General features: G+C 42.4%; 21 protein-coding genes and 1 riboswitch. Of the genes, 9 read left to right on the top strand and 12 right to left on the bottom strand.

Annotation, left to right across the window (positions count from 1 at the left end; genetic code table 11):
• Nucleotides 1-119 precede the first annotated feature (119 nt).
• The 4 genes from MKZ03_RS17575 (at nt 120) to MKZ03_RS17590 (ending at nt 3,433) form a co-directional block, all read left to right on the top strand.
• Nucleotides 120-809, top strand: a complete 690-nt coding sequence (locus MKZ03_RS17575) for a class I SAM-dependent methyltransferase (protein WP_066031560.1) — start codon at nt 120-122, stop codon at nt 807-809.
• Nucleotides 802-1,473: a glycosyltransferase family protein gene (locus MKZ03_RS17580; RefSeq protein WP_034660733.1), complete on the top strand. Its 672-nt coding sequence runs from the start codon at nt 802-804 to the stop codon at nt 1,471-1,473. The genes MKZ03_RS17575 and MKZ03_RS17580 overlap by 8 nt, the downstream gene beginning before the upstream one ends.
• 107 nt (nt 1,474-1,580) lie before the next feature.
• Entirely contained in the window at nt 1,581-1,895 is a 315-nt protein-coding gene (locus MKZ03_RS17585) for a DUF485 domain-containing protein (protein WP_034660734.1), read from the top strand.
• Nucleotides 1,892-3,433, top strand: coding sequence for a solute symporter family protein (locus tag MKZ03_RS17590; protein WP_034660414.1), 1,542 nt, complete (start codon nt 1,892-1,894; stop codon nt 3,431-3,433). The genes MKZ03_RS17585 and MKZ03_RS17590 overlap by 4 nt, the downstream gene beginning before the upstream one ends.
• Before the next feature lie 26 nt (nt 3,434-3,459).
• On the opposite strand, the gene MKZ03_RS17595 is transcribed toward MKZ03_RS17590, so the two are convergent.
• The 4 genes from MKZ03_RS17595 to cidR all read right to left on the bottom strand — a co-directional run bounded on the left by MKZ03_RS17595 (nt 3,460) and on the right by cidR (nt 6,353).
• Nucleotides 3,460-3,834: a nuclear transport factor 2 family protein gene (locus MKZ03_RS17595; RefSeq protein WP_334750563.1), complete on the bottom strand. Its 375-nt coding sequence runs from the start codon at nt 3,832-3,834 to the stop codon at nt 3,460-3,462.
• 134 nt (nt 3,835-3,968) lie between these two features.
• Nucleotides 3,969-4,637, bottom strand: coding sequence for a thiamine phosphate synthase (gene thiE / locus MKZ03_RS17600; protein ID WP_341032513.1), 669 nt, complete (start codon nt 4,635-4,637; stop codon nt 3,969-3,971).
• Entirely contained in the window at nt 4,624-5,448 is an 825-nt protein-coding gene (gene thiM / locus MKZ03_RS17605) for a hydroxyethylthiazole kinase (protein ID WP_340974046.1), read from the bottom strand. Before thiM ends, thiE begins: the two co-directional genes overlap by 14 nt.
• A gap of 17 nt (nt 5,449-5,465) precedes the next feature.
• Entirely contained in the window at nt 5,466-6,353 is an 888-nt protein-coding gene (cidR, locus tag MKZ03_RS17610) for a cidABC operon transcriptional activator CidR (protein WP_340974048.1), read from the bottom strand.
• 165 nt (nt 6,354-6,518) lie between these two features.
• On the opposite strand from cidR, the gene MKZ03_RS17615 reads away from it, so the two are divergent.
• Entirely contained in the window at nt 6,519-6,902 is a 384-nt protein-coding gene (locus MKZ03_RS17615) for a CidA/LrgA family holin-like protein (protein WP_080869561.1), read from the top strand.
• Nucleotides 6,896-7,576, top strand: a complete 681-nt coding sequence (locus MKZ03_RS17620) for a CidB/LrgB family autolysis modulator (protein WP_034660418.1) — start codon at nt 6,896-6,898, stop codon at nt 7,574-7,576. The genes MKZ03_RS17615 and MKZ03_RS17620 overlap by 7 nt, the downstream gene beginning before the upstream one ends.
• A gap of 35 nt (nt 7,577-7,611) precedes the next feature.
• Here the strand turns inward: MKZ03_RS17620 and MKZ03_RS17625 are convergent, their stop codons facing one another.
• On the bottom strand, nt 7,612-8,793 hold the full coding sequence (locus tag MKZ03_RS17625) for a class I SAM-dependent rRNA methyltransferase (protein ID WP_340974050.1): 1,182 nt from the start codon (nt 8,791-8,793) through the stop codon (nt 7,612-7,614).
• Nucleotides 8,794-8,911: 118 nt separating this feature from the next.
• Here MKZ03_RS17625 and MKZ03_RS17630 point away from each other — a divergent pair, with 118 nt between their 5' ends.
• Complete coding sequence (locus MKZ03_RS17630; protein ID WP_034660421.1) at nt 8,912-9,295, top strand: VOC family protein; 384 nt, start codon at nt 8,912-8,914, stop codon at nt 9,293-9,295.
• Between the two features lie 114 nt (nt 9,296-9,409).
• Here the strand turns inward: MKZ03_RS17630 and MKZ03_RS17635 are convergent, their stop codons facing one another.
• From MKZ03_RS17635 to MKZ03_RS17645, 3 genes are all read right to left on the bottom strand, one after another.
• The gene (locus MKZ03_RS17635; protein ID WP_106038309.1) at nt 9,410-10,138 is read right to left on the bottom strand and encodes an amino acid ABC transporter ATP-binding protein; all 729 of its coding nucleotides are present in this window, start codon (nt 10,136-10,138) and stop codon (nt 9,410-9,412) included.
• Nucleotides 10,135-10,779: an amino acid ABC transporter permease gene (locus tag MKZ03_RS17640; RefSeq protein WP_003215015.1), complete on the bottom strand. Its 645-nt coding sequence runs from the start codon at nt 10,777-10,779 to the stop codon at nt 10,135-10,137. Before MKZ03_RS17640 ends, MKZ03_RS17635 begins: the two co-directional genes overlap by 4 nt.
• A 69-nt stretch (nt 10,780-10,848) precedes the next feature.
• The gene (locus MKZ03_RS17645; RefSeq protein WP_334750566.1) at nt 10,849-11,613 is read right to left on the bottom strand and encodes a transporter substrate-binding domain-containing protein; all 765 of its coding nucleotides are present in this window, start codon (nt 11,611-11,613) and stop codon (nt 10,849-10,851) included.
• Between the two features lie 528 nt (nt 11,614-12,141).
• Here MKZ03_RS17645 and MKZ03_RS17650 point away from each other — a divergent pair.
• Nucleotides 12,142-13,227, top strand: coding sequence for a Rap family tetratricopeptide repeat protein (locus tag MKZ03_RS17650; protein ID WP_334750567.1), 1,086 nt, complete (start codon nt 12,142-12,144; stop codon nt 13,225-13,227).
• Between the two features lie 19 nt (nt 13,228-13,246).
• The gene (locus MKZ03_RS17655) at nt 13,247-13,387 is read left to right on the top strand and encodes a hypothetical protein (protein WP_341032515.1); all 141 of its coding nucleotides are present in this window, start codon (nt 13,247-13,249) and stop codon (nt 13,385-13,387) included.
• Nucleotides 13,388-13,435: 48 nt separating this feature from the next.
• Here MKZ03_RS17655 and MKZ03_RS17660 read toward each other — a convergent pair whose 3' ends face one another.
• The 4 genes from MKZ03_RS17660 to MKZ03_RS17675 form a co-directional block, all read right to left on the bottom strand.
• Nucleotides 13,436-14,068 carry a GTP pyrophosphokinase gene (locus MKZ03_RS17660; protein ID WP_003215004.1) on the bottom strand — a complete coding sequence of 211 codons (633 nt, stop codon included), beginning with the start codon at nt 14,066-14,068 and terminating at the stop codon, nt 13,436-13,438.
• A 94-nt stretch (nt 14,069-14,162) separates the two neighbouring features.
• Entirely contained in the window at nt 14,163-15,176 is a 1,014-nt protein-coding gene (locus MKZ03_RS17665) for an ABC transporter permease (protein ID WP_034660426.1), read from the bottom strand.
• Complete coding sequence (locus MKZ03_RS17670; RefSeq protein ID WP_307500477.1) at nt 15,173-16,669, bottom strand: sugar ABC transporter ATP-binding protein; 1,497 nt, start codon at nt 16,667-16,669, stop codon at nt 15,173-15,175. The genes MKZ03_RS17665 and MKZ03_RS17670 overlap by 4 nt, the downstream gene beginning before the upstream one ends.
• A gap of 69 nt (nt 16,670-16,738) precedes the next feature.
• On the bottom strand, nt 16,739-17,857 hold the full coding sequence (locus MKZ03_RS17675; RefSeq protein ID WP_341032516.1) for a sugar ABC transporter substrate-binding protein: 1,119 nt from the start codon (nt 17,855-17,857) through the stop codon (nt 16,739-16,741).
• A 168-nt stretch (nt 17,858-18,025) separates the two neighbouring features.
• Nucleotides 18,026-18,135, bottom strand: a riboswitch (SAM riboswitch).
• Nucleotides 18,136-18,210 lie beyond the last annotated feature (75 nt).

The raw sequence follows: 18,210 nt of genomic DNA on the forward strand, positions 1-18,210 counted from the left end.
TTATATGATCCCTTTATAGCCGCTATTCATGAAAATTGTCATTCTCACGTTATAAAACCAAGCTCCCCACCCATATATTAAGCATGAAAACAATGAGAAAGCAGAAAGGTGGGTAGAGCGTGAGTTCAGATTCCCTTTCCTATTATCACCAAAAAAAGGATCAGTATTATCATGGCTTGAACCCGGTCATTGTCAGCCGTATTCGTGAGGAATGGACGTCTTTATTGGATATCGGATGCGGCACAGGCAAACTTGGAAAAGTCCTGAAACAAAAGGGCCGGACCATTTATGGAATTGAATCGTTTGAGGATGCAGCAAAAGAGGCTGAGCAAGAGCTAGATCATGTTCTATGCGGAAATATTGAACAGATGACTCTCCCTTACGAACATGAACACTTTGACTGCATCATTTTCGGAGATGTCCTTGAACATTTATTGGATCCGTGGGCCGTTTTAAAGAAGGTCAAACCCTTCCTTAAAAAAGAAGGAGCCATCCTGTCATCCATTCCGAATATCGGTCACATATCAACAGTTTTAGAATTACTAGCCGGCAGATTCACTTATACAGATGCAGGATTAATGGATCAAACACATTTACGTTTCTTCACCCTTCATGAAATTCATGCACTCTTTCATTCAGCAGGCTTTCGTATTCGCGAACTCGAAACCATTCGCGTACAGCATCCTTCCTATGCAAGCGTGATGAGTGATTTACATGAATTACTCATGAAGCATGGCATTCGTTCAGATTTTCACGAGGCCGCTACCGCCTATCAGTATGTGGTTGAGGCGGTTCAGCTTCATGAGTAACCCCACCATCCTGTTTGTTTTATGTGTAAATGATGAGTCCATGTTTCAGGCTTGCTTTCGGCAGCTCGCTTCACTTCCTGCTCCCCATGGATATCATGTAGAGGTTTTGCCGATTAGACATGCATCCAGTATGACCTCTGCTTATAATGAAGCGATCACCCATCCAGCTCAGTTTAAAATTTATCTTCATCAAGATACATTGATTGTCAAACAGCATATGCTGCTTGAGTTGATCCCGCTTTTTTTACAGCATCCATCACTTGGGATGGTTGGGGTCATAGGTGCAGAAAGCGTGCCTGACAATGGGATTTGGTGGGAGAGTTCTCATTGCAGGGGGAAAGTCATTGAATATCGTCACGACACCTATCAGCTGCTTTCGTTTGAAAGAGGTCGTCAACAACAGGCGGAAACACAAGATTATATCAACGCTTCGGCGATTGATGGTCTTTTCATGGCGACGCAGTATGATGTGAAGTGGCGTGAGGATCTCTTTGATGGCTTTCATTTTTATGATGTTTCGCAGTCCTTTGAATTCGTCCAGCAGGGCTATGAGGTTGGAATTGCGAGGCAAGAAGAGCCTTGGTGTATCCACAAATGCGGAGATCATTTTGATGCAGAAACATATGAAAAAGCGAGACAAACATTTCTTGCGAATTATCGGTAGAAAGCACCCTTTTCGGGTGCCTTTTTTATGATATACTGTCATAAACAACCAGATCGTCTCATATGCATTGGAGTACCTTGTCCCTAATTCGTACAAAGGAGGAAACAATGGCAGACAAAAAAGTTCATTATAAGAAGGTTGCCGCTTCAGAGGATTTTCGAAAACTTCTCGAGGAAAAACGCAGATTTATCGTACCGATGACGATTTTCTTTTTTCTCTTTTACTTTTCACTTCCGGTTGCTACATCCTACTTCACCTTTTTGAACACGCCGGCAATTGGCGCGATCTCATGGGCTTGGTTATTCGCCCTCACACAATTTGTCATGACCTGGGTATTATGTGGACTTTATGCGAGGAAAGCAGCTCAGTTCGACAAATATGTAAGCGCTTTAAAAACTGAATCAAGAGGTGATGACGAATGAGCATGACCGCTTTTATTTTATTCATAGCGATCGTAGGGCTCACATTGGTCATCACATATTTTGCTGCGAAAAAAACGAGCAATGCGAGCGATTTTTACACGGCAGGCGGAGGTTTGACTGGGTTTCAGAACGGCCTTGCCATCGCCGGGGACTATATGTCTGCCGCATCATTTTTAGGGATCGCTGGAATGATCGCGTTAAATGGATTTGACGGATTTTTCTATAGCATTGGCTTTCTAGTGGCGTATCTTGTCGTTCTTTACGTTGTGGCCGAACCGCTTCGAAATCTAGGGAAATATACGATGGCCGATATGATTGCTGCACGATTTAAGCGTCCTGCCATTCGAGGGGTTGCCGCGTTTAACACAATCACAGTCTCTACTTTTTATATGATTGCACAGCTTGTTGGGGCAGGTGCATTAATCAAACTGCTTCTTGGCATTGATTACTGGATTGCTGTGCTGGTCGTAGGTGTCTTGATGACCATTTATGTAGTGTTTGGCGGCATGATCGCTACCAGCTGGGTACAGATCACAAAGGCTGTGCTTCTCATGCTTGGGACCCTGATTATTTCACTGCTTGTATTTGCAAAGTTTGATTTTAGTCTGCTGAAGATGTTTGAGGAGATGAAAACAGCGACCCCGCTTGGTGGGGCATTTCTTCACCCGGGAAATAAATATGATGTGCCTTTAGAGACCCTGTCTTTGAACCTTGCTTTAGTGCTTGGGACAGCAGGTTTGCCGCACATTTTGATTCGGTTTTATACGGTAAAGGATGCCATTTCTGCGCGTAAATCTGTTCTATCCGCTACGTGGATCATCGGTATTTTTTATTTAATGACGGTTTTCCTTGGCTTCGGTGCTGCTGCCTTTGTTGGAACAGAAGCGATCACAGCAGCAGATGCAGCAGGAAATATGGCCGCTCCTCTGCTCGCACAAGCCCTTGGAGGTGATTTATTATTTGCCTTTGTTTCCGCTATTGCCTTTGCGACCATTTTGGCAGTGGTAACTGGTCTCGTCTTATCCGCAGCGTCTGCCTTTGCCCATGACTTTTATAGTCAGATCATCCGCAAAGGGAAAGCGAGTGAACGGGAACAGGTGAAGGCGGCACGCTTTGCTTCCATCGGCGTGGCCATTCTTTCCATCATTCTTGCATTATTTGCCCAATCCTTAAACGTCGCTTTTCTTGTGTCACTTGCCTTCGCCGTGGCAGCAAGTGCAAATTTACCATTGATTATCTTCACTGTCTTTTGGAAACGATTTAATTCTACGGGTGCCATTGCAGGGAGCTTAGTAGGACTGCTGAGCGCACTGATCATCGTCTCGCTCAGCCCAAGCGTCTGGGACCCATCGGGAGCCGCCATCTTTACAGGAGACCCGCTCATCCCGCTGTCGAACCCTGGAATTATCTCGATCCCACTCGGATTCCTTGCCGCTTACTTAGGCACGATATTCTCCTCTGAAAAAGCAGATGAAGACACCTTTACGGAAATTCAAGTAAAGGCACATACAGGCATGCATATGGATACTGATTCATAAGGAAAAGCCGGCAGTGAGCCGGCTTTTTAATAGCGCTGAAATAACTCTGGATTTTTCGGAACGTTTTCTAAATAAATGATCTTTCCTTTGTCGTCCAGTTCTGCAATGTCAATTCCTTCTGCTGTATAGACACGGCCATCCGAAAGTTTCCCGCAAACAGCCCAGTTCGTTTCATACTTTCCGTCTTCTCTTTTTTTCCATCCATCCCACATATGCTTGATGTCTTCATGCACGTGGAAAAATGTGTTTAAAAACTGTGTAAACGCTTGAATACCAGGCTTCTCGGCACCATTTAAGACAATCATGACATCGTCAGAAAACAATGCTAGCAATTCATTCATTTGCTCCTGCCCTTTTCCCGCTTCATCGTATCGGCGAAAATACGTATCGAGCACTTCCATTATTCATTCTCCTTTATTTACCTGTCATTTCGAAAATAATCGAACAATTTAATTGTACACAATTGTTTCTCACCTGTCTATTTTCCCTGAAATCAGAAAAGACATGAATTGAGTCAATCCATGTCTCCTACAGGTTAAAGAGATGCTTTTTCTGATGCAACAAGTGCTTTCAATTTTTCTGCTGCTTTTTTTGGATCAGCGCTCTGGCTAATGGCGCTAATGATGCTAATACCATCTGCCCCTGCTTGGATGACTGGTGCAGCATTGTCGTATGTGATACCCCCGATGCCAACAATTGGAATATGAAGACCATGACGACGTACTTCAGTGATCAAAGATACTCCTTGGACACTGCGTGTATCCTTTTTCGTTTCTGTTGGATAAACTGGGCCCATGCCGACATAATCTGCGCCGTCCTTCATGGCTTGTTTCACTTCATCTAGGTTATGCGTAGACACACCTAATATTTTATTCCCGATCCGTTGTCTGACGTCTTCTGCATTTGTGTCTTCCTGTCCAACATGAACGCCATCTGCATCAAGGTCTATCGCCAGCTGTACATCATCATTCACAATAAAAGGAACATTTGCTTTTTGGCAAAGCACTTGAAGTTGACGAGCCAATTGTTTCTTCTCTCCTCCTTGCAAGGCTCCCTCGCCCTTTTCTCGAAATTGAAACATGGTGATTCCGCCTCGAATGGCTTCTTTTACGACATCAAGCGGCGGTCTGCTTGTATTCGCTGTTCCCATAATAAAATAAACCGATAATTGCTGTTTGATTTGCTGTTGATCAGCCTTTGTCATGTGAAATTCCCCCTATTCTCCCCAATGTCAACACATCATCGCCATTTGTTTGTGAGAGTGCATTTAACAATTCCATTTGAAAAGTTCCTGGTCCTTTATCCTTTGTGTACTGAGCTGCCCTTTCAGCTGCGACACCATAAAACAGTAGTGCAGCTGCCGACGCATGAAGCGGCCGTTCACCTGCTGCACAAAATGCCCCGATGACAGACGTCAGTAAACAGCCGGTTCCCGTCACCTTGGTGAGCCATTCATGTCCATTATGAATAGACAACACGTCCTCTCCATCTGACACCACATCGACTTTTCCTGTGATCACCACAACGGTCTGAAGTGTCCTTGCCGCTTGTTTGGCTAGTGCCGATACATCTCCGTTTGCTGCTTTCGCATCAACGCCTTTTGACTCCCAGCCATCTACTCCAAGTAAATGAGCCATTTCTGCAGCATTTCCTCTGACAACGGTCATGTTCACTTGCTCTAACAGCTGTTTTGCCGCTTTCGTTCGAAACGTTGTCGCACCGACGCCGACAGGATCTAATAGAACAGGTACACCATTTTCATTGGCAGCTTGTCCAGCCAGAACCATGGCCTCCACCGTGTCCTTTGTCAATGTGCCGATATTGAGCACAAGTGCATCCGCCAACTGCGCCATTTCAGCCACTTCTTCTTTGGCATTTGCCATGACTGGCGAAGCGCCTAAAGCAAGCAGACCATTCGCTGTAAAATTCGTCACGACTTGATTGGTAATATTATGAACGAGTGGATTTTCCGCTCGAACCCTCTCCAATAAATGAGACACGCAGCTTGTTTTCATCCGTATCGTCCTCCCTTTTACTCTGCTCCCCACACATAGGATTTAGTATGCTTTAACCATTCTCTTGCCGCAAACGACAAATAGCGATCCTTTCGCCAAATGACTCCTAAATGCCACGGGATCGACGTGTTTAAGGAAATGACTTTCACCTTTTCAGGATCAAGATCACGGCAGATCCGCTCAGGCAGAAGACCAATTCCCAAGTTCTCGGCTACCATCTCACTAATGAAATCCCATTGAGACGTTTCATAAATGACATTGGGCCGGAAGCCCGCATTCATACATTCATTCAATATCCGGCTATGCAAAACAAAGTCTTCCCGAAAGAAAATAAAGGACTCTTCCTTTAAATCAGCTAAATCAACCTTATCACGACCTGCCATCGGATGTAATGGATGCGTCACGAGCTTCATGTCTTCTTTAATAATGGTGTACGTATGAAAAATTTTATCATTTGCAGGCAGAACAATGACACCAATATCTAACGAACCATCTTCGACCCCTTCCTCTACTTTAATAGAGCCGTGCTCCACCAATTGAAATGTGACATCTGGATACTGTTGGCGGAATTCTCCCATGACATTCGGGAAAAAACTCGATCCAATCATCGGCGGCAGCCCGATGCGAATATGTCCTTTTTTGACATTCATTAAATCATTTAGCTCGCTCGTTAAATTCTGAAATGATTGTGTGATTTCACTCGCCTGTGTATACATCGTTTGTCCAGCATCTGTCATTTCAACCTGCCGGCCATTTCGATAAAACAACTGCACCCCCAGCTCATCCTCGAGATTTTTGACCATCTTGGAAATGGTAGGCTGCGACACATAAAGAGATTGTGATGCTTTTGTGAAGCTTTTTAACCTCGCCACTTCTAAGAAATATGTTAAATGTCTAATGTCCACATGACTCACCCTTCCTATAGACAAAAGGAATACTAACTATTCGATATATGTATTTTACCTATAACTGAACGTGCTGTACACTTTAAAGTAAGCTAATCAATTGGAACGTTGTCATGTTTTTGTGAAACAGTGAACAATTTATATAGAAAAAGGAGTGAACAGAAAGTGAGATTGCTCAAAACGCCGCTGATCGCTGTCCTTCAGATTATGGCTTTGTTTGTTTTTGCGAAATTGATGAATGTGCTCGCGGCCTTTTTGCATTTAAGAATTCCGGGCACGATTTTAGGCATTCTGGTCATTTTCTTATTACTTCATTTTAAAATTATTCAATTAAAATGGATTGAACTTGGCGCCGTATGGCTGCTTGGAGAACTGCTGCTATTCTTTATCCCGTCAGCAGTTGGTGTCATTGATTATGGAACATTGCTTTCTCAATCTGGCACAAGTATTGTACTTGTCGTCTTACTTAGTACCTTTGTCGTCATGCTCTCGACTGGTATCATGACGCAAATGATTGCAAAAAGAAAGGAGCGAAAAAAGCTATGTTAGTTGGCGCACTATTTCTGATCTTAACGGTTCTTTTATATCTCGGATCAAAAGCGGTGTATAAACGGCATCCGAAGGTCTATGTCTCCCCATTACTTGTGACGCCGCTTGTCCTTGTCGTCTTGCTGTTAATCGTCAACATTCCTTACGATGCATACAATCAAGGCGGTAAATGGCTCACGAATATGCTTCAGCCTGCGACTGTTGCTTTTGCCATTCCTTTATATAAGTATTTTCACATTCTGAAGAAGCATGCAGTGGAAATTATTTTGAATGTGGCTTGCGGTTCTGTCATTGCGATCCTATCAACAGCATTTATCGCCAAGTTGTTTCATTTGGATACAGGACTTATTGAAAGTCTTGTCCCAAGGTCGGTCACAACACCAGTGGCGATGAGTGTGTCAGAAATGATTGGCGGCATGCCGTCCGTTACGGCTGTATTCGTCATTTTAACCGCACTGTTTGGGTCAATCATCGGTCCAATGGTCATTCGTTATTTCCGTATTGATAATGACATTGCCATGGGCGTCCTGCTTGGAACAGGTGCACACGGGGCAGGAACATCGAAGGCATTTGAAATGAGCTCCGTCTCAGGGACGATCTCAAGTGTGTCGATGATTCTTTCAGCTATTATTACATTATGTGCAGCGCCTCTCCTCATGTCGTTTGCCTTATAAAAAAGCCATTTCCTTTATCGGAAAATGGCTTTTTCTTATGCTTGGATAAAGACAACCTTTAAATAATTTCCTTCAGGATAATTCTTCGTTGTACGGAAATCCTCAGGAAGTGTATATTCTTCAAGGATACGATAGGTTTGCCCTGTTTCTTTAAAGGCCTGCGCAATAAATCCTTTTAATTTCTTCATACCAAATGCACTGCTATTCGTTGATGCCACAATGACGCCGTTCTCAGCTGTGATTTGGATGGCTTCTTTTAATAGCTTCTTATAATCCTTCGCCGCACTGAATGTGTGCTTTTTCGTGCGTGCAAAGGATGGCGGGTCTAAGATGACAAGATCATAAGTCCATCCTTTTTTCGCTGCAAACGGAAAATATTTAAAGACGTCCATGACTTTCATATCCTGCCCGTCCACATCTATATCGTTGATTTCAAACTGTTCAGCTGTTTTTTTCAAACTGCGGTTTGCGACATCTACACTTGTCGTCCGGCTCGCTCCGCCAAGCGCTGCTGCCACGGAGAAAGCGCCTGTGTAAGAAAATGTATTAAGCACGGTCTTTCCTTTTGCATAACGATCTCGAATCGCTTTTCTCACATGACGTTGATCAAGAAAAATGCCTGTCATCGCACCATCATTTAAGTAAACCGCTACGTTCATGCCATTTTCTTTCACGATGAGAGGAAATTCACCTTTCTCTCCCTTCACAAAATCATCATCTTCTATATACTGTCCAGACGTATCAAATCGTTTCTTTTCATAAATGCCTTTATAGTCTGGATATACGTGCTCAAGTGCAGCCAATACTTCCGCCTTGAATGTATAAACTCCTTCGCTATACCATTGGATGAGATAGAAACCGTCATAATGATCAATCGTGAAGCCGCCAATGCCATCTCCCTCTCCGTTGAACACACGGAAAGCAGTCGTCTGCGCATCACGAAATAAATGCGTTCTGCTTTTCGCTGCCTGCTCAAGCTTGGAGACAAAAAAGGCTTGGTCTATTTTTTCGTTGGCATCAAATGTGAGTACCCAGCCGATTCCTTTATTTTGTACACCATAATATCCTTTTCCTAAAAAGGCGCCTCGCTCATCCACCCATTCAATCAGCTCGCCTTCTTTCACACCGCTTACATGAGATACAGCATCTTTGGAAATGAGCGGATATCCCTTTTTCACTTGTTCTGCAAATGTTTGTTTTAATGAGATTTTTTTCATTTGTGTCATCCTTATCCTAAATTGACTCTCTCTATCCTATCATATGAATGTATACGTTACTTCTATTATGATAAGATGAGGAGAAAAATATCAACACACCATAGAGGAGGCTCTTTTTTTGACGACATTACGATTAGATCATACAGGTATTATGGTCACAAATATTGATCAGTCCATTGATTTTTATGAAAAGGTCGTGGGCATGAAATTAAAGGATCGCATCACTCATACAAACGGAGTCATTGAACTTGCATTTCTCGGCTTTAAAGATGAGACAGAAACGGAAATTGAGCTCATCCAAGGGTACAGCAGCGACCTGCCATCCGAAGGAAAGGTTCACCATCTTGCCTTTACAACAGACAATATTCATGCTGAATTCAATCGTATTCAAAAGCTGCAAATTGAATTAATTGATGAAGAAATTACGACGTTACCAAATGGATACTGCTACTTCTTTTTCAGAGGCCCAGACCAAGAATGGATCGAATTCTTCCAGCGCTAATATTTCCTAGGAAATGGGGCCGGTTACCTTTATCATCATATAAACTGCGATATTTCTTAGGCTCCATAAAAGAAAAAGAGTAAGAGCATCCATCCATATGCCCTTACTCTTTTTTTATAACACCTTACTAAGAAATGATTTTGTCCGCTCATGCTGCGGGTTTCCAAAGAGAGCCTCCGGTTTGTCTTCTTCGACAATATATCCGCCATCCATAAAGATCACGCGGTCTCCTACCTCTCTCGCAAAGCCCATTTCATGTGTGACCACAATCATTGTCATGCCTTCGACGGCTAATTGTTTCATAACTGCTAATACATCCCCGACGACTTCAGGGTCAAGAGCAGATGTCGGTTCATCGAATAATAACACTTTCGGGTCCATTGCCAAGGCTCTTGCAATGGCGACACGCTGTTTTTGTCCACCAGATAATTGGTTAGGGTAGCTTTTGGCTTTGTCTTTTAAGCCGACCTTTTCAAGCAGGTCTATTGCTTTATCGACTGCCGCCTTCTTGTCGGCGCCTTTTACCTTCATCGGTGCGATCGTGATGTTTTCTAAAACGGTTTTATGAGGAAATAAATTAAAGTGCTGAAACACCATTCCCACTTCTTGTCGTACTTTATTGATATTCACCTTTGGATCTGTAATCGTATGTCCATGGACAACGACTTCGCCAGCCGTAATATCTTCTAATTTATTGAGACATCTTAGAAACGTGCTTTTGCCTGATCCAGAAGGACCAATCACACACACTACTTCCTTTTCCTCGATGACTGCATTAATGTCCTTTAACACTTCGTGATCGCCAAAGGATTTCTTTAAATTTTTCACCGTAATCATACTCATTTGATATCAAATCTCCTTTCTGCGTAGCTAGCCAGTAGAGAAAGTAAATAAATGATCACGAAATAAATGATACCGACAATGAGCCAGACATTCAAAGGATCAAATGTTGCCGATGCTTGTACTTGTCCCCGCTGCATAATATCGGCGATTCCGATAATCGATAAGAGAGACGTGTCCTTCAAGCTGATGATGGCTTGGTTTGTAATCGCTGGAAGCATGCGGCGGAATGCCTGCGGAAGGACGATAAAGCGCATGTTTTGTCCCCCTGTAAAACCTAAGGAACGTGCAGCTTCTGTTTGTCCTTTATCAATGGACTGAATTCCTGCACGAATAATTTCTGAGAAATAAGCCCCTGCATTAATCGCTACTGTAATAATCCCTGCCGGCACTCGATCAAGCGATATGAATTCAAGTGTATTCAAACCAAAGTAAATGAAGAATAGCTGAACGATAAATGGTGTGCCTCGAATGGCATTGACAAAGACGAGTGCGATGAAATTTAAGATTTTAAAAGGTGACAGACGGAATAATGCCACTATTAAACCGATAATAAATCCTAAAATGATGGCAACAACAAAGATATATAAAGTGGTTTGCAAACCATCCATTAAATATGGAAATGCATTAATAATCGTGTCCATGTTTCTCCCTCCCTAATTCACATACGGCACATCATAAAGAAAGCGCGCTCGGAGCGCGCCTCGCTTGTGTTATGACTTCAAATATTTATCAATAATTTTGTCATATTCACCGTTTTTCTTTAGGTTCTCTAGACCTTTATTGATCTTCTTCAATAGGTCTTGGTTTTTCCCCTTCATCACAGAGATACCATACTGGTCTCCATTCAAGCGGTCTCCAACTGTTTTCAATTTTAAATCTTGTTGTGCGATTGCATACGTAATGACAGGATAATCCTCAATTAAGGCATCTGCATTTCCGTTTGAAACTTCCTGGAACATCGATGGGCTGTCATTAAATTGAACAACTTCATACCCATATTTATCTGCGTTATCTGATGCAAATTTTGCACCTGTCGTCCCATTTTTAACAGCTAGCTTTTTCCCCTTTAAATCATCAATTGATTTAATGCTGCTGTCCTTTTTCACAACAACTGTCAGTCCAGCGTCGAAGTATGGATCTGAGAAATCTACCTTCTTCTTACGTTCATCTGTAATACTCATCCCGCCCATTCCTACATCAAGCTGGCCTGCCTGCATTGCTGGAATAATGCCTGAGAAGTCCATAGCTTCAAGTTTCACTTTGAACTCTTGGTCTTTCGCGATTGCGTTAATCAGATCAACGTCTATTCCTTCATATTTACCGCCCTTTTCAAATTCAAACGGCGGATATGTTGTATCTATCCCTATTTTATATGTGCCTTTGCCTTCTCCCGAACCGCTGTCCGATTTTGATCCACAGGCTGCCATGACGAGCACAACAATGAGTCCCATGATCAGTAACATCGATTTTTTCATAAAACACGACCCCCTATTGTCAGTTTTGTCTAAATATTCGCAATACCAATAATACTATACCACGCTAAATCTATAGCGTGTGATATTTTTTATCAATACCAAAGATCCATACAATACTAGATCAATAGTCTCTTTAAATTTTACTTTTTTGCGAATAACTCATTTTATTCTAAAAGAAGAGTGATTCACAATCATGATGTGAGATAATCTTACGAAAAAACGAGACATCACCTTGAAAATCTCCGTTTTTTCTAACATACGAAAACAGACTCTTGAATTACCTTCTTCTCTCTATTGATATCGTAATATATTTTTTCCAAAACCCTCTTTTTACCTAAAAATATGTAAACACATACAAAAAGGTGGATGATCCCTATTTCTTTCACAACTGGTTGAATTTACATCAAAAAACATGTTTTACAAATTGCAAGAGAGCGCTTAAAATATAAGAAGATACTGAATATGGAAAGTGAATTCAGATGAATGGAAATCGAACTAGATGGATAGATGAAGAAAGGAGGATATAAATTGGCCGAAACTGGTGTTTTGTCGTCCGTTGATGTAGCGAATATGTTAAATGACTGGTATGTCATGATGAAAAAAAGAGAAATACAAGGCGCGATCCAGCTAAAAGAAGAGATTCTTCAAGCGTTTGATCGAATGGAAGAGAATCAAGACGTCTTACTTTACTATCAATTGCTAGAGTACCGTTTTAAGGATCTCATCGAAGATACAGCTTCGTTGGATCATAGTCTTTTTGTTGATGAAAATGCGATCCGTACAGATGACATGCTCAGTTACTATTTCTATTTCTTTAAAGGGATGTATGAAATGCGCAGAGGCAATCAGGATACGGCATTTCACCTTTTAAAATTGGCCGAGGATAAATTAGATCTCGTGCACGATGACATTGAAAAAGCAGAATTTCATTATAAAACAGGGTGTCTTTACTATAATATAAGGTCCACGCTTCTCTCCATACACCACTTAAAGATGGCTTCATCTATTTATGACGCAGATCCATGTTATGTGAAAAAATCAATCAGCTGTCAAATGATGCTCGCTTTGAATTATGCTGATCAATCGAAATATGATGAGGCAGAGTCATTATTTGAAGAAGTGATTCATTCACTAGAACAAATGGAAGACCCAGATTTACTTGGTCACGCGTATTGCAATGCAGCTTTTATTAAAAGTCTTAGAAATGAATACAGTGAAGCTGTGCCGCTCCTAGAAAAAGCTTTATTGATCGAGACATTTGAAACGTCTTCTCCAGGCGGCTACTTACTTGCCATGTATGCCTATACAAAAGCACTATTCAAGCTGAAAAAGCCTGGTTTGTTCCACTATTATGTACAGCTTTCACTACAAAAAGCAGAAAATTTAAAACAACGAAACATTTCACTTAAATTATCCATTTTAGAAACACTTATGCTTCAGCCAGACAACATGATGGAGCAAATCAAACCTTATTGTGATCAATTAGAATCTATGAATTTCCTTGTCGATCTTGAAGCCATCTGTCAGGATGCAGCTGCTTACTTAACGGATCTTGGACTTCATGAAGAATCCACTTATTTCTGGAACAAGGCGTTGTCCTTAAAAACTTGTTAAGAATATGGAGTGATGTATGATGAAAAAATGGTTTATCGCAACTGCGATTTTGACACTCTTGATAACAGGTGTTTCCATTGGCGCTTCAATCCAAAAAGACAGCCAATCTGCACAATCTCAAGATATCATTCAAAAGAGAGACCGCGGCACCAACCCTTAAAAATGAAAAAGAGCAGCTGTGAATATAACAGCTGCTCTTTTCTATGCGCTAATCAATTTCTCGTTTAATATTTTGCATTTTTTCATCTAAGTAATGGGCGATATCTGCCGCTTCCTTCAATTCATCGGTCAGCTGATGAGGGACATCGTTTTGCAGTTTATAATAGATTTTATGTTCAAGGCTCGCCCAAAAATCCATCGCTATGGTCCGCACCTGAATCTCAACCTTCACATGCTCCACCCGATTCGTTAAGTACACAGGGATTTCCACAATTAAATGAAGACTTCTGTAGCCATTTGGTTTTGGATGTTGAATGTAATCCTTCACTTCAAGGATTTTTAGATCCTCTCTTTGCCTCAATACATCCATAATATTATAGATATCTTGAATAAAGGAGCAGATGATACGGACACCTGCGATATCATGGATATACTCCTTGGCACATTGTGTTGTGATGTCGCATCCTTTTCTTGCTAATTTATTTACAATGCTTTCAAAGGATTTGATTCGTGATTTTGTATGCTCTATTGGATTGTGTCCATGGATTAAATTATATTCCTGGCTGATAATTGAAAACTTTGTATCCATTTCATCTAATGCAAATTTATATACTAATAATTCATTTTTCCAGTCTTCCATGACGTTTTTCAAATCTTCTACATGAGTTGCTGACATATTCATTTCTTTTTGTCATCTCCTTTTGGGAAACGGCGGCTGCACCGCTTTCCGTTTACTAGACGGAGAAAGGACTCAAAAGGTTTTAAAAAATACGTCGTCAGCCTCGCTGTTTGTAATACGTTAACGCCAGCGCAAGCGCGAGTACAGAGCCTTTCACAATATCCATTGCGTAATAAGGGACAGACATCATCACAAGTCCATTTTGCAAAATACCGATGAGCACAGCCCCAATAAAAGTACCAAATGCATTTGGCTTTCCTGCTCCCATGACGGAAAAACCGATAAAAGCTGCCGCTACGCCATCCATTAAATAAGGTGCGCCAGCATTTATTTCCGCTGTCATCACCCTTGATGCCAGCACAATACCACCGATTGCTGCAAATAAAGCCGAGAGCAGATATGCTGCGATTTTATATTTGTTTACATGAATACCGGACAATCGAGCCGCTTCCTTATTCCCTCCAATAATGTACATGAATCGGCCGTGCTTTGTGTAGGTCATGAAAACATGTGCAAATAGCACAATGGCTGCCATTAAGAGAATGATATATGGCACCTGGCCGATTTTGCTGAAAAAGGCGGGGATTGTGCCCGTTGAGAATGTACCGTCAGGCAGCACCATGTTTTCAGAAATGGTCGCTCCTTTCGTATACGTTTGAGCCAGTCCTTGAATGATAAACATCATAGCTAATGTCATGAGCATATCTGGAATTTTCATTTTGACAATCATCAAGGCATTGAGTAAACCAACAATAAGGGCAGCCGCTAGCGCAGAGAGGATCGCAATCAGCGGGTTTTGCGAAAACCACACGAACATAGAAATCACAATTGCATTCGATAACGTTGCGACTGATCCGACTGATAAATCAAAGCCGTTTACTGCCAATGAGATGGTAAGGCCCACCGCAATAATGGTCACAATGGAGATAGACCGTAAAATATTGATGATATTCCCTGATTGCAAAAACGCTGGATTCGCTGCCGCAAATACCACAATCAATACGACAATGGTTAAGATCGTGCCATATCGATAAAAGAAATCAAATAGATGAAAGGATGGCCGCTGTTTTTTCATTTGCTGCACAGGGGCTGGAATTTGTCGTTCACTCATGATTGTCCTCCTGTTGAATGATATAAAAGCTCTTCCTCAGTCGTTGGCGCAGTCATTTCCCGGGCAATGCTGCCATCATACAGCACGTAGACTCGGTCTGCGATACCTGCAATCTCCGACAGCTCACTTGACGCATAAATCACAGATTTCCCGCGGGCGGCAAGCTCTGCAATCAGGGTGAAAATATCTTTTTTCGCTCCAACGTCAACGCCTTTTGTTGGTTCATCAAAGAGATAGACATCCGCCTCAGCCAGCAGCCATTTTCCAATGGCAATCTTCTGTTGATTTCCACCGGATAGATGCTTCACCTTTGCTTCAAGAGAAGGCGTTTTGACACCAAGCCGTTTGACGATTACGTCTGCTTCCCGCTTTTCCTTCGAACGATGTAAGAAGCTGAACACCCGTGAGAATGAACGAAGACTTGCAGCCGTTAAGTTCCATCCCACGCTCTCTTCTGTCAGAACCCCTTCCTTTCTACGTTCTTCCGGCACAAGGGCCATTCCAGCTCTCACGGCTTGATGAGGCGATGTGATGCGAACGGTTTGACCATGAAGCTGCACAGTTCCCGTCTTTTTTTCTGAGGCGCCGAAAAGGGCTTTACACAATTCCGTTTTTCCAGCACCGACAAGGCCTGCAATTCCGAGAATTTCTCCCTTTTTCACGTGAAGATGAATGTTGCGTAATTTATGCTGGTCGTTTAGCTGCTTCACTTCAAGCACAATAGATGCATCCTTCAAAGGTGTACGGAGCGGGAATTGTTCCTCTAATGGCGCGCCTAGCATTTCTTCAATGATCTGCTGCGGATTTGTATCTTGAACGAGGTGAGCTGCGACATCGGTTCCATTTCGCATCACTGTCAGTTCATCACAGATGGTGAAAATTTCAGGCATGCGATGGGAGATAAACACAATGCCCGTTCCATTCTGTTTCAGCCGATCAATCATTGAGAATAACTTGCTTGTTTCTGTATGACTAAGAGGAGCCGTTGGTTCATCTAAGATTAAAATGCTGCATTTAATCGAAACGGCCTTGGCAATGAGCACCATCTGTTTTTCTGCAAGGGTCAGATCACTCACAAGGCGCTTTGTGGAGATGTCGATGTCCATTTCTTTTAATAGTTGAGCTGCCTTACGGTGCAGCTCTTTCCAGCCGACAAATGTTTTTTTCTCAATCTGATGCATCATCATATTCTCACCAACACTTAAGTAGGGAACTAGCGCCGTATCCACTTCTTGATGTACCGTCTGCACACCATATGAGGCCGCATCCTTTGGGGTTTGAATGGATGCCGCCTGACCATTGATATGGATGCTTCCTTCATAGTGCGAATGAGCGCCAGAAAGAACTTTCATTAACGTGGACTTCCCAGCACCATTCGCTCCAATCAGCGCATGAACCGTCCCTTTTTTTAATGTAAAATTCACTTGATCTAACGCTTTTACTCCTGGGAATTCAATCGAAATATGTTTCATACAAACAAGCGGCGAAGTCATAGGTGTCCTCCTTCTCATGATCATCATCTGAAAAACGAAACACCCTCTATGGAAGAGAGTGCACGTCGTTTATTTTGTATAATGCTTCTTCAAGGTCTTCATCCAATCTTCTTCAAAAGCAGTCGATGAGCCGAACCCCTTCACTTCGTCTGCAAGATTGACCATATTGATGGCTTTTCCTGCTTGTTGAAGCTGATTTTGCGAGATGAGAGAGGCCTCAAGGTCATAGGAAGATGGTGTTTTCTCGCCCGCTATTTTCTTCGCAAGAATTCTCACGTCAACAGCGCCGATGAGCTTCGGATCAACCGCTGCTGTGTACTTCCATGGACTTTCTTTCGCTGTCATTTCTTGAAGATCAGCATTTGACACATCAATCCCGTAAATCTTCACCTCTGTTCTTCCTGCTTCCTTTAGCGCTCTTGCTGCGCCAATGGCAAAGGCATCCCACGTGGCAAAAATAGCGTCAAGTTTACCCTTTGGATATTTATTCAGCATGGCTGCTACTGCATTTTGCGTTTGAACAGACGTATCAGAGGAAGCAATGCCAAAGCGGTCAAGTTCCTTGATCCCTTTGTGTTGGTTGAGCGTTTCTTGATAGACCTTGTTTCGTCTCACCATTGGCGGGAACCCATCTACCCAGAGGTATGCAATATTTGCTTTTCCTTTAAAATCAGACACGAGTGCGTCTAGTGATTTTTTCGCTAATTGTTCGTCATCTTGAGACGTCACTGTGACCCCTTTGATGTCCTTCAGCTTAGGATTCGAATCAAACGCTACGACTGGAATGCCCTTCGCTGTGATCTTTTTCACGTCAGCGACGGTCGCCTCGTCGTCCCCATGAGAGATGATAAAGCCATCATAATTTTCTCCCAGCGCCTGAGAGATCGCATCATGGAATTTCGCTGTATCCCCGTTTGCGGTGTAGACATCTACCGTAAAGCCAAGCGCTTCACCTTCTGCCTTCGTCCCAGCTAAAAACTGCGCTGTATGATCATCTCCTCCGATTTTACGGATGACTTTAATTTTTGCTCCCTGTCCCTTTGCAAATCGCTTCGGTACATTGTCAAAGGAGACCTTTTCGTTCGCATTTGCCTTTGAGCCTGCACTTGATCCAGTGCCGCAGCCCGTTAATAGGATTGTCAATACCATTAATAATATAAGACATGATGTAAAATGCTTACGCTTCATTGCTGTTCCTCCTCAAGTTGTTTTTATTTTTCACATCGGAAAACTAGGTAAAACAGTGGGAAAACGCCAGTAAACTGTTCTTTCATTTGAAAAAGAGACGAAAAAAGCCTCTCCTGGAAAGAGAGGCTTGATCACCGTTGCATGAAACATGTATCGGGAAATCTTCCTCTCTTATCTGTCAAAGCTGTAACAGCTTTGCAGGAATTAGCACCAATTTCTATAGTAGAAACGGTTGCCGGGCGTCATAGGGCCAGTCCCTCTGCCTCTCTTGATAAGAGATCCGTTATGAAATTTTGTTTTAGTTAAAATGTCTTCTTTACCTTAATGTGATGTGACAACAATGTCAATGATTT

It is taken from the genome of Bacillus sp. FSL R5-0431, from assembly GCF_038002985.1.
Taxonomy (GTDB): Bacteria; Bacillota; Bacilli; order Bacillales; family Bacillaceae; genus Bacillus.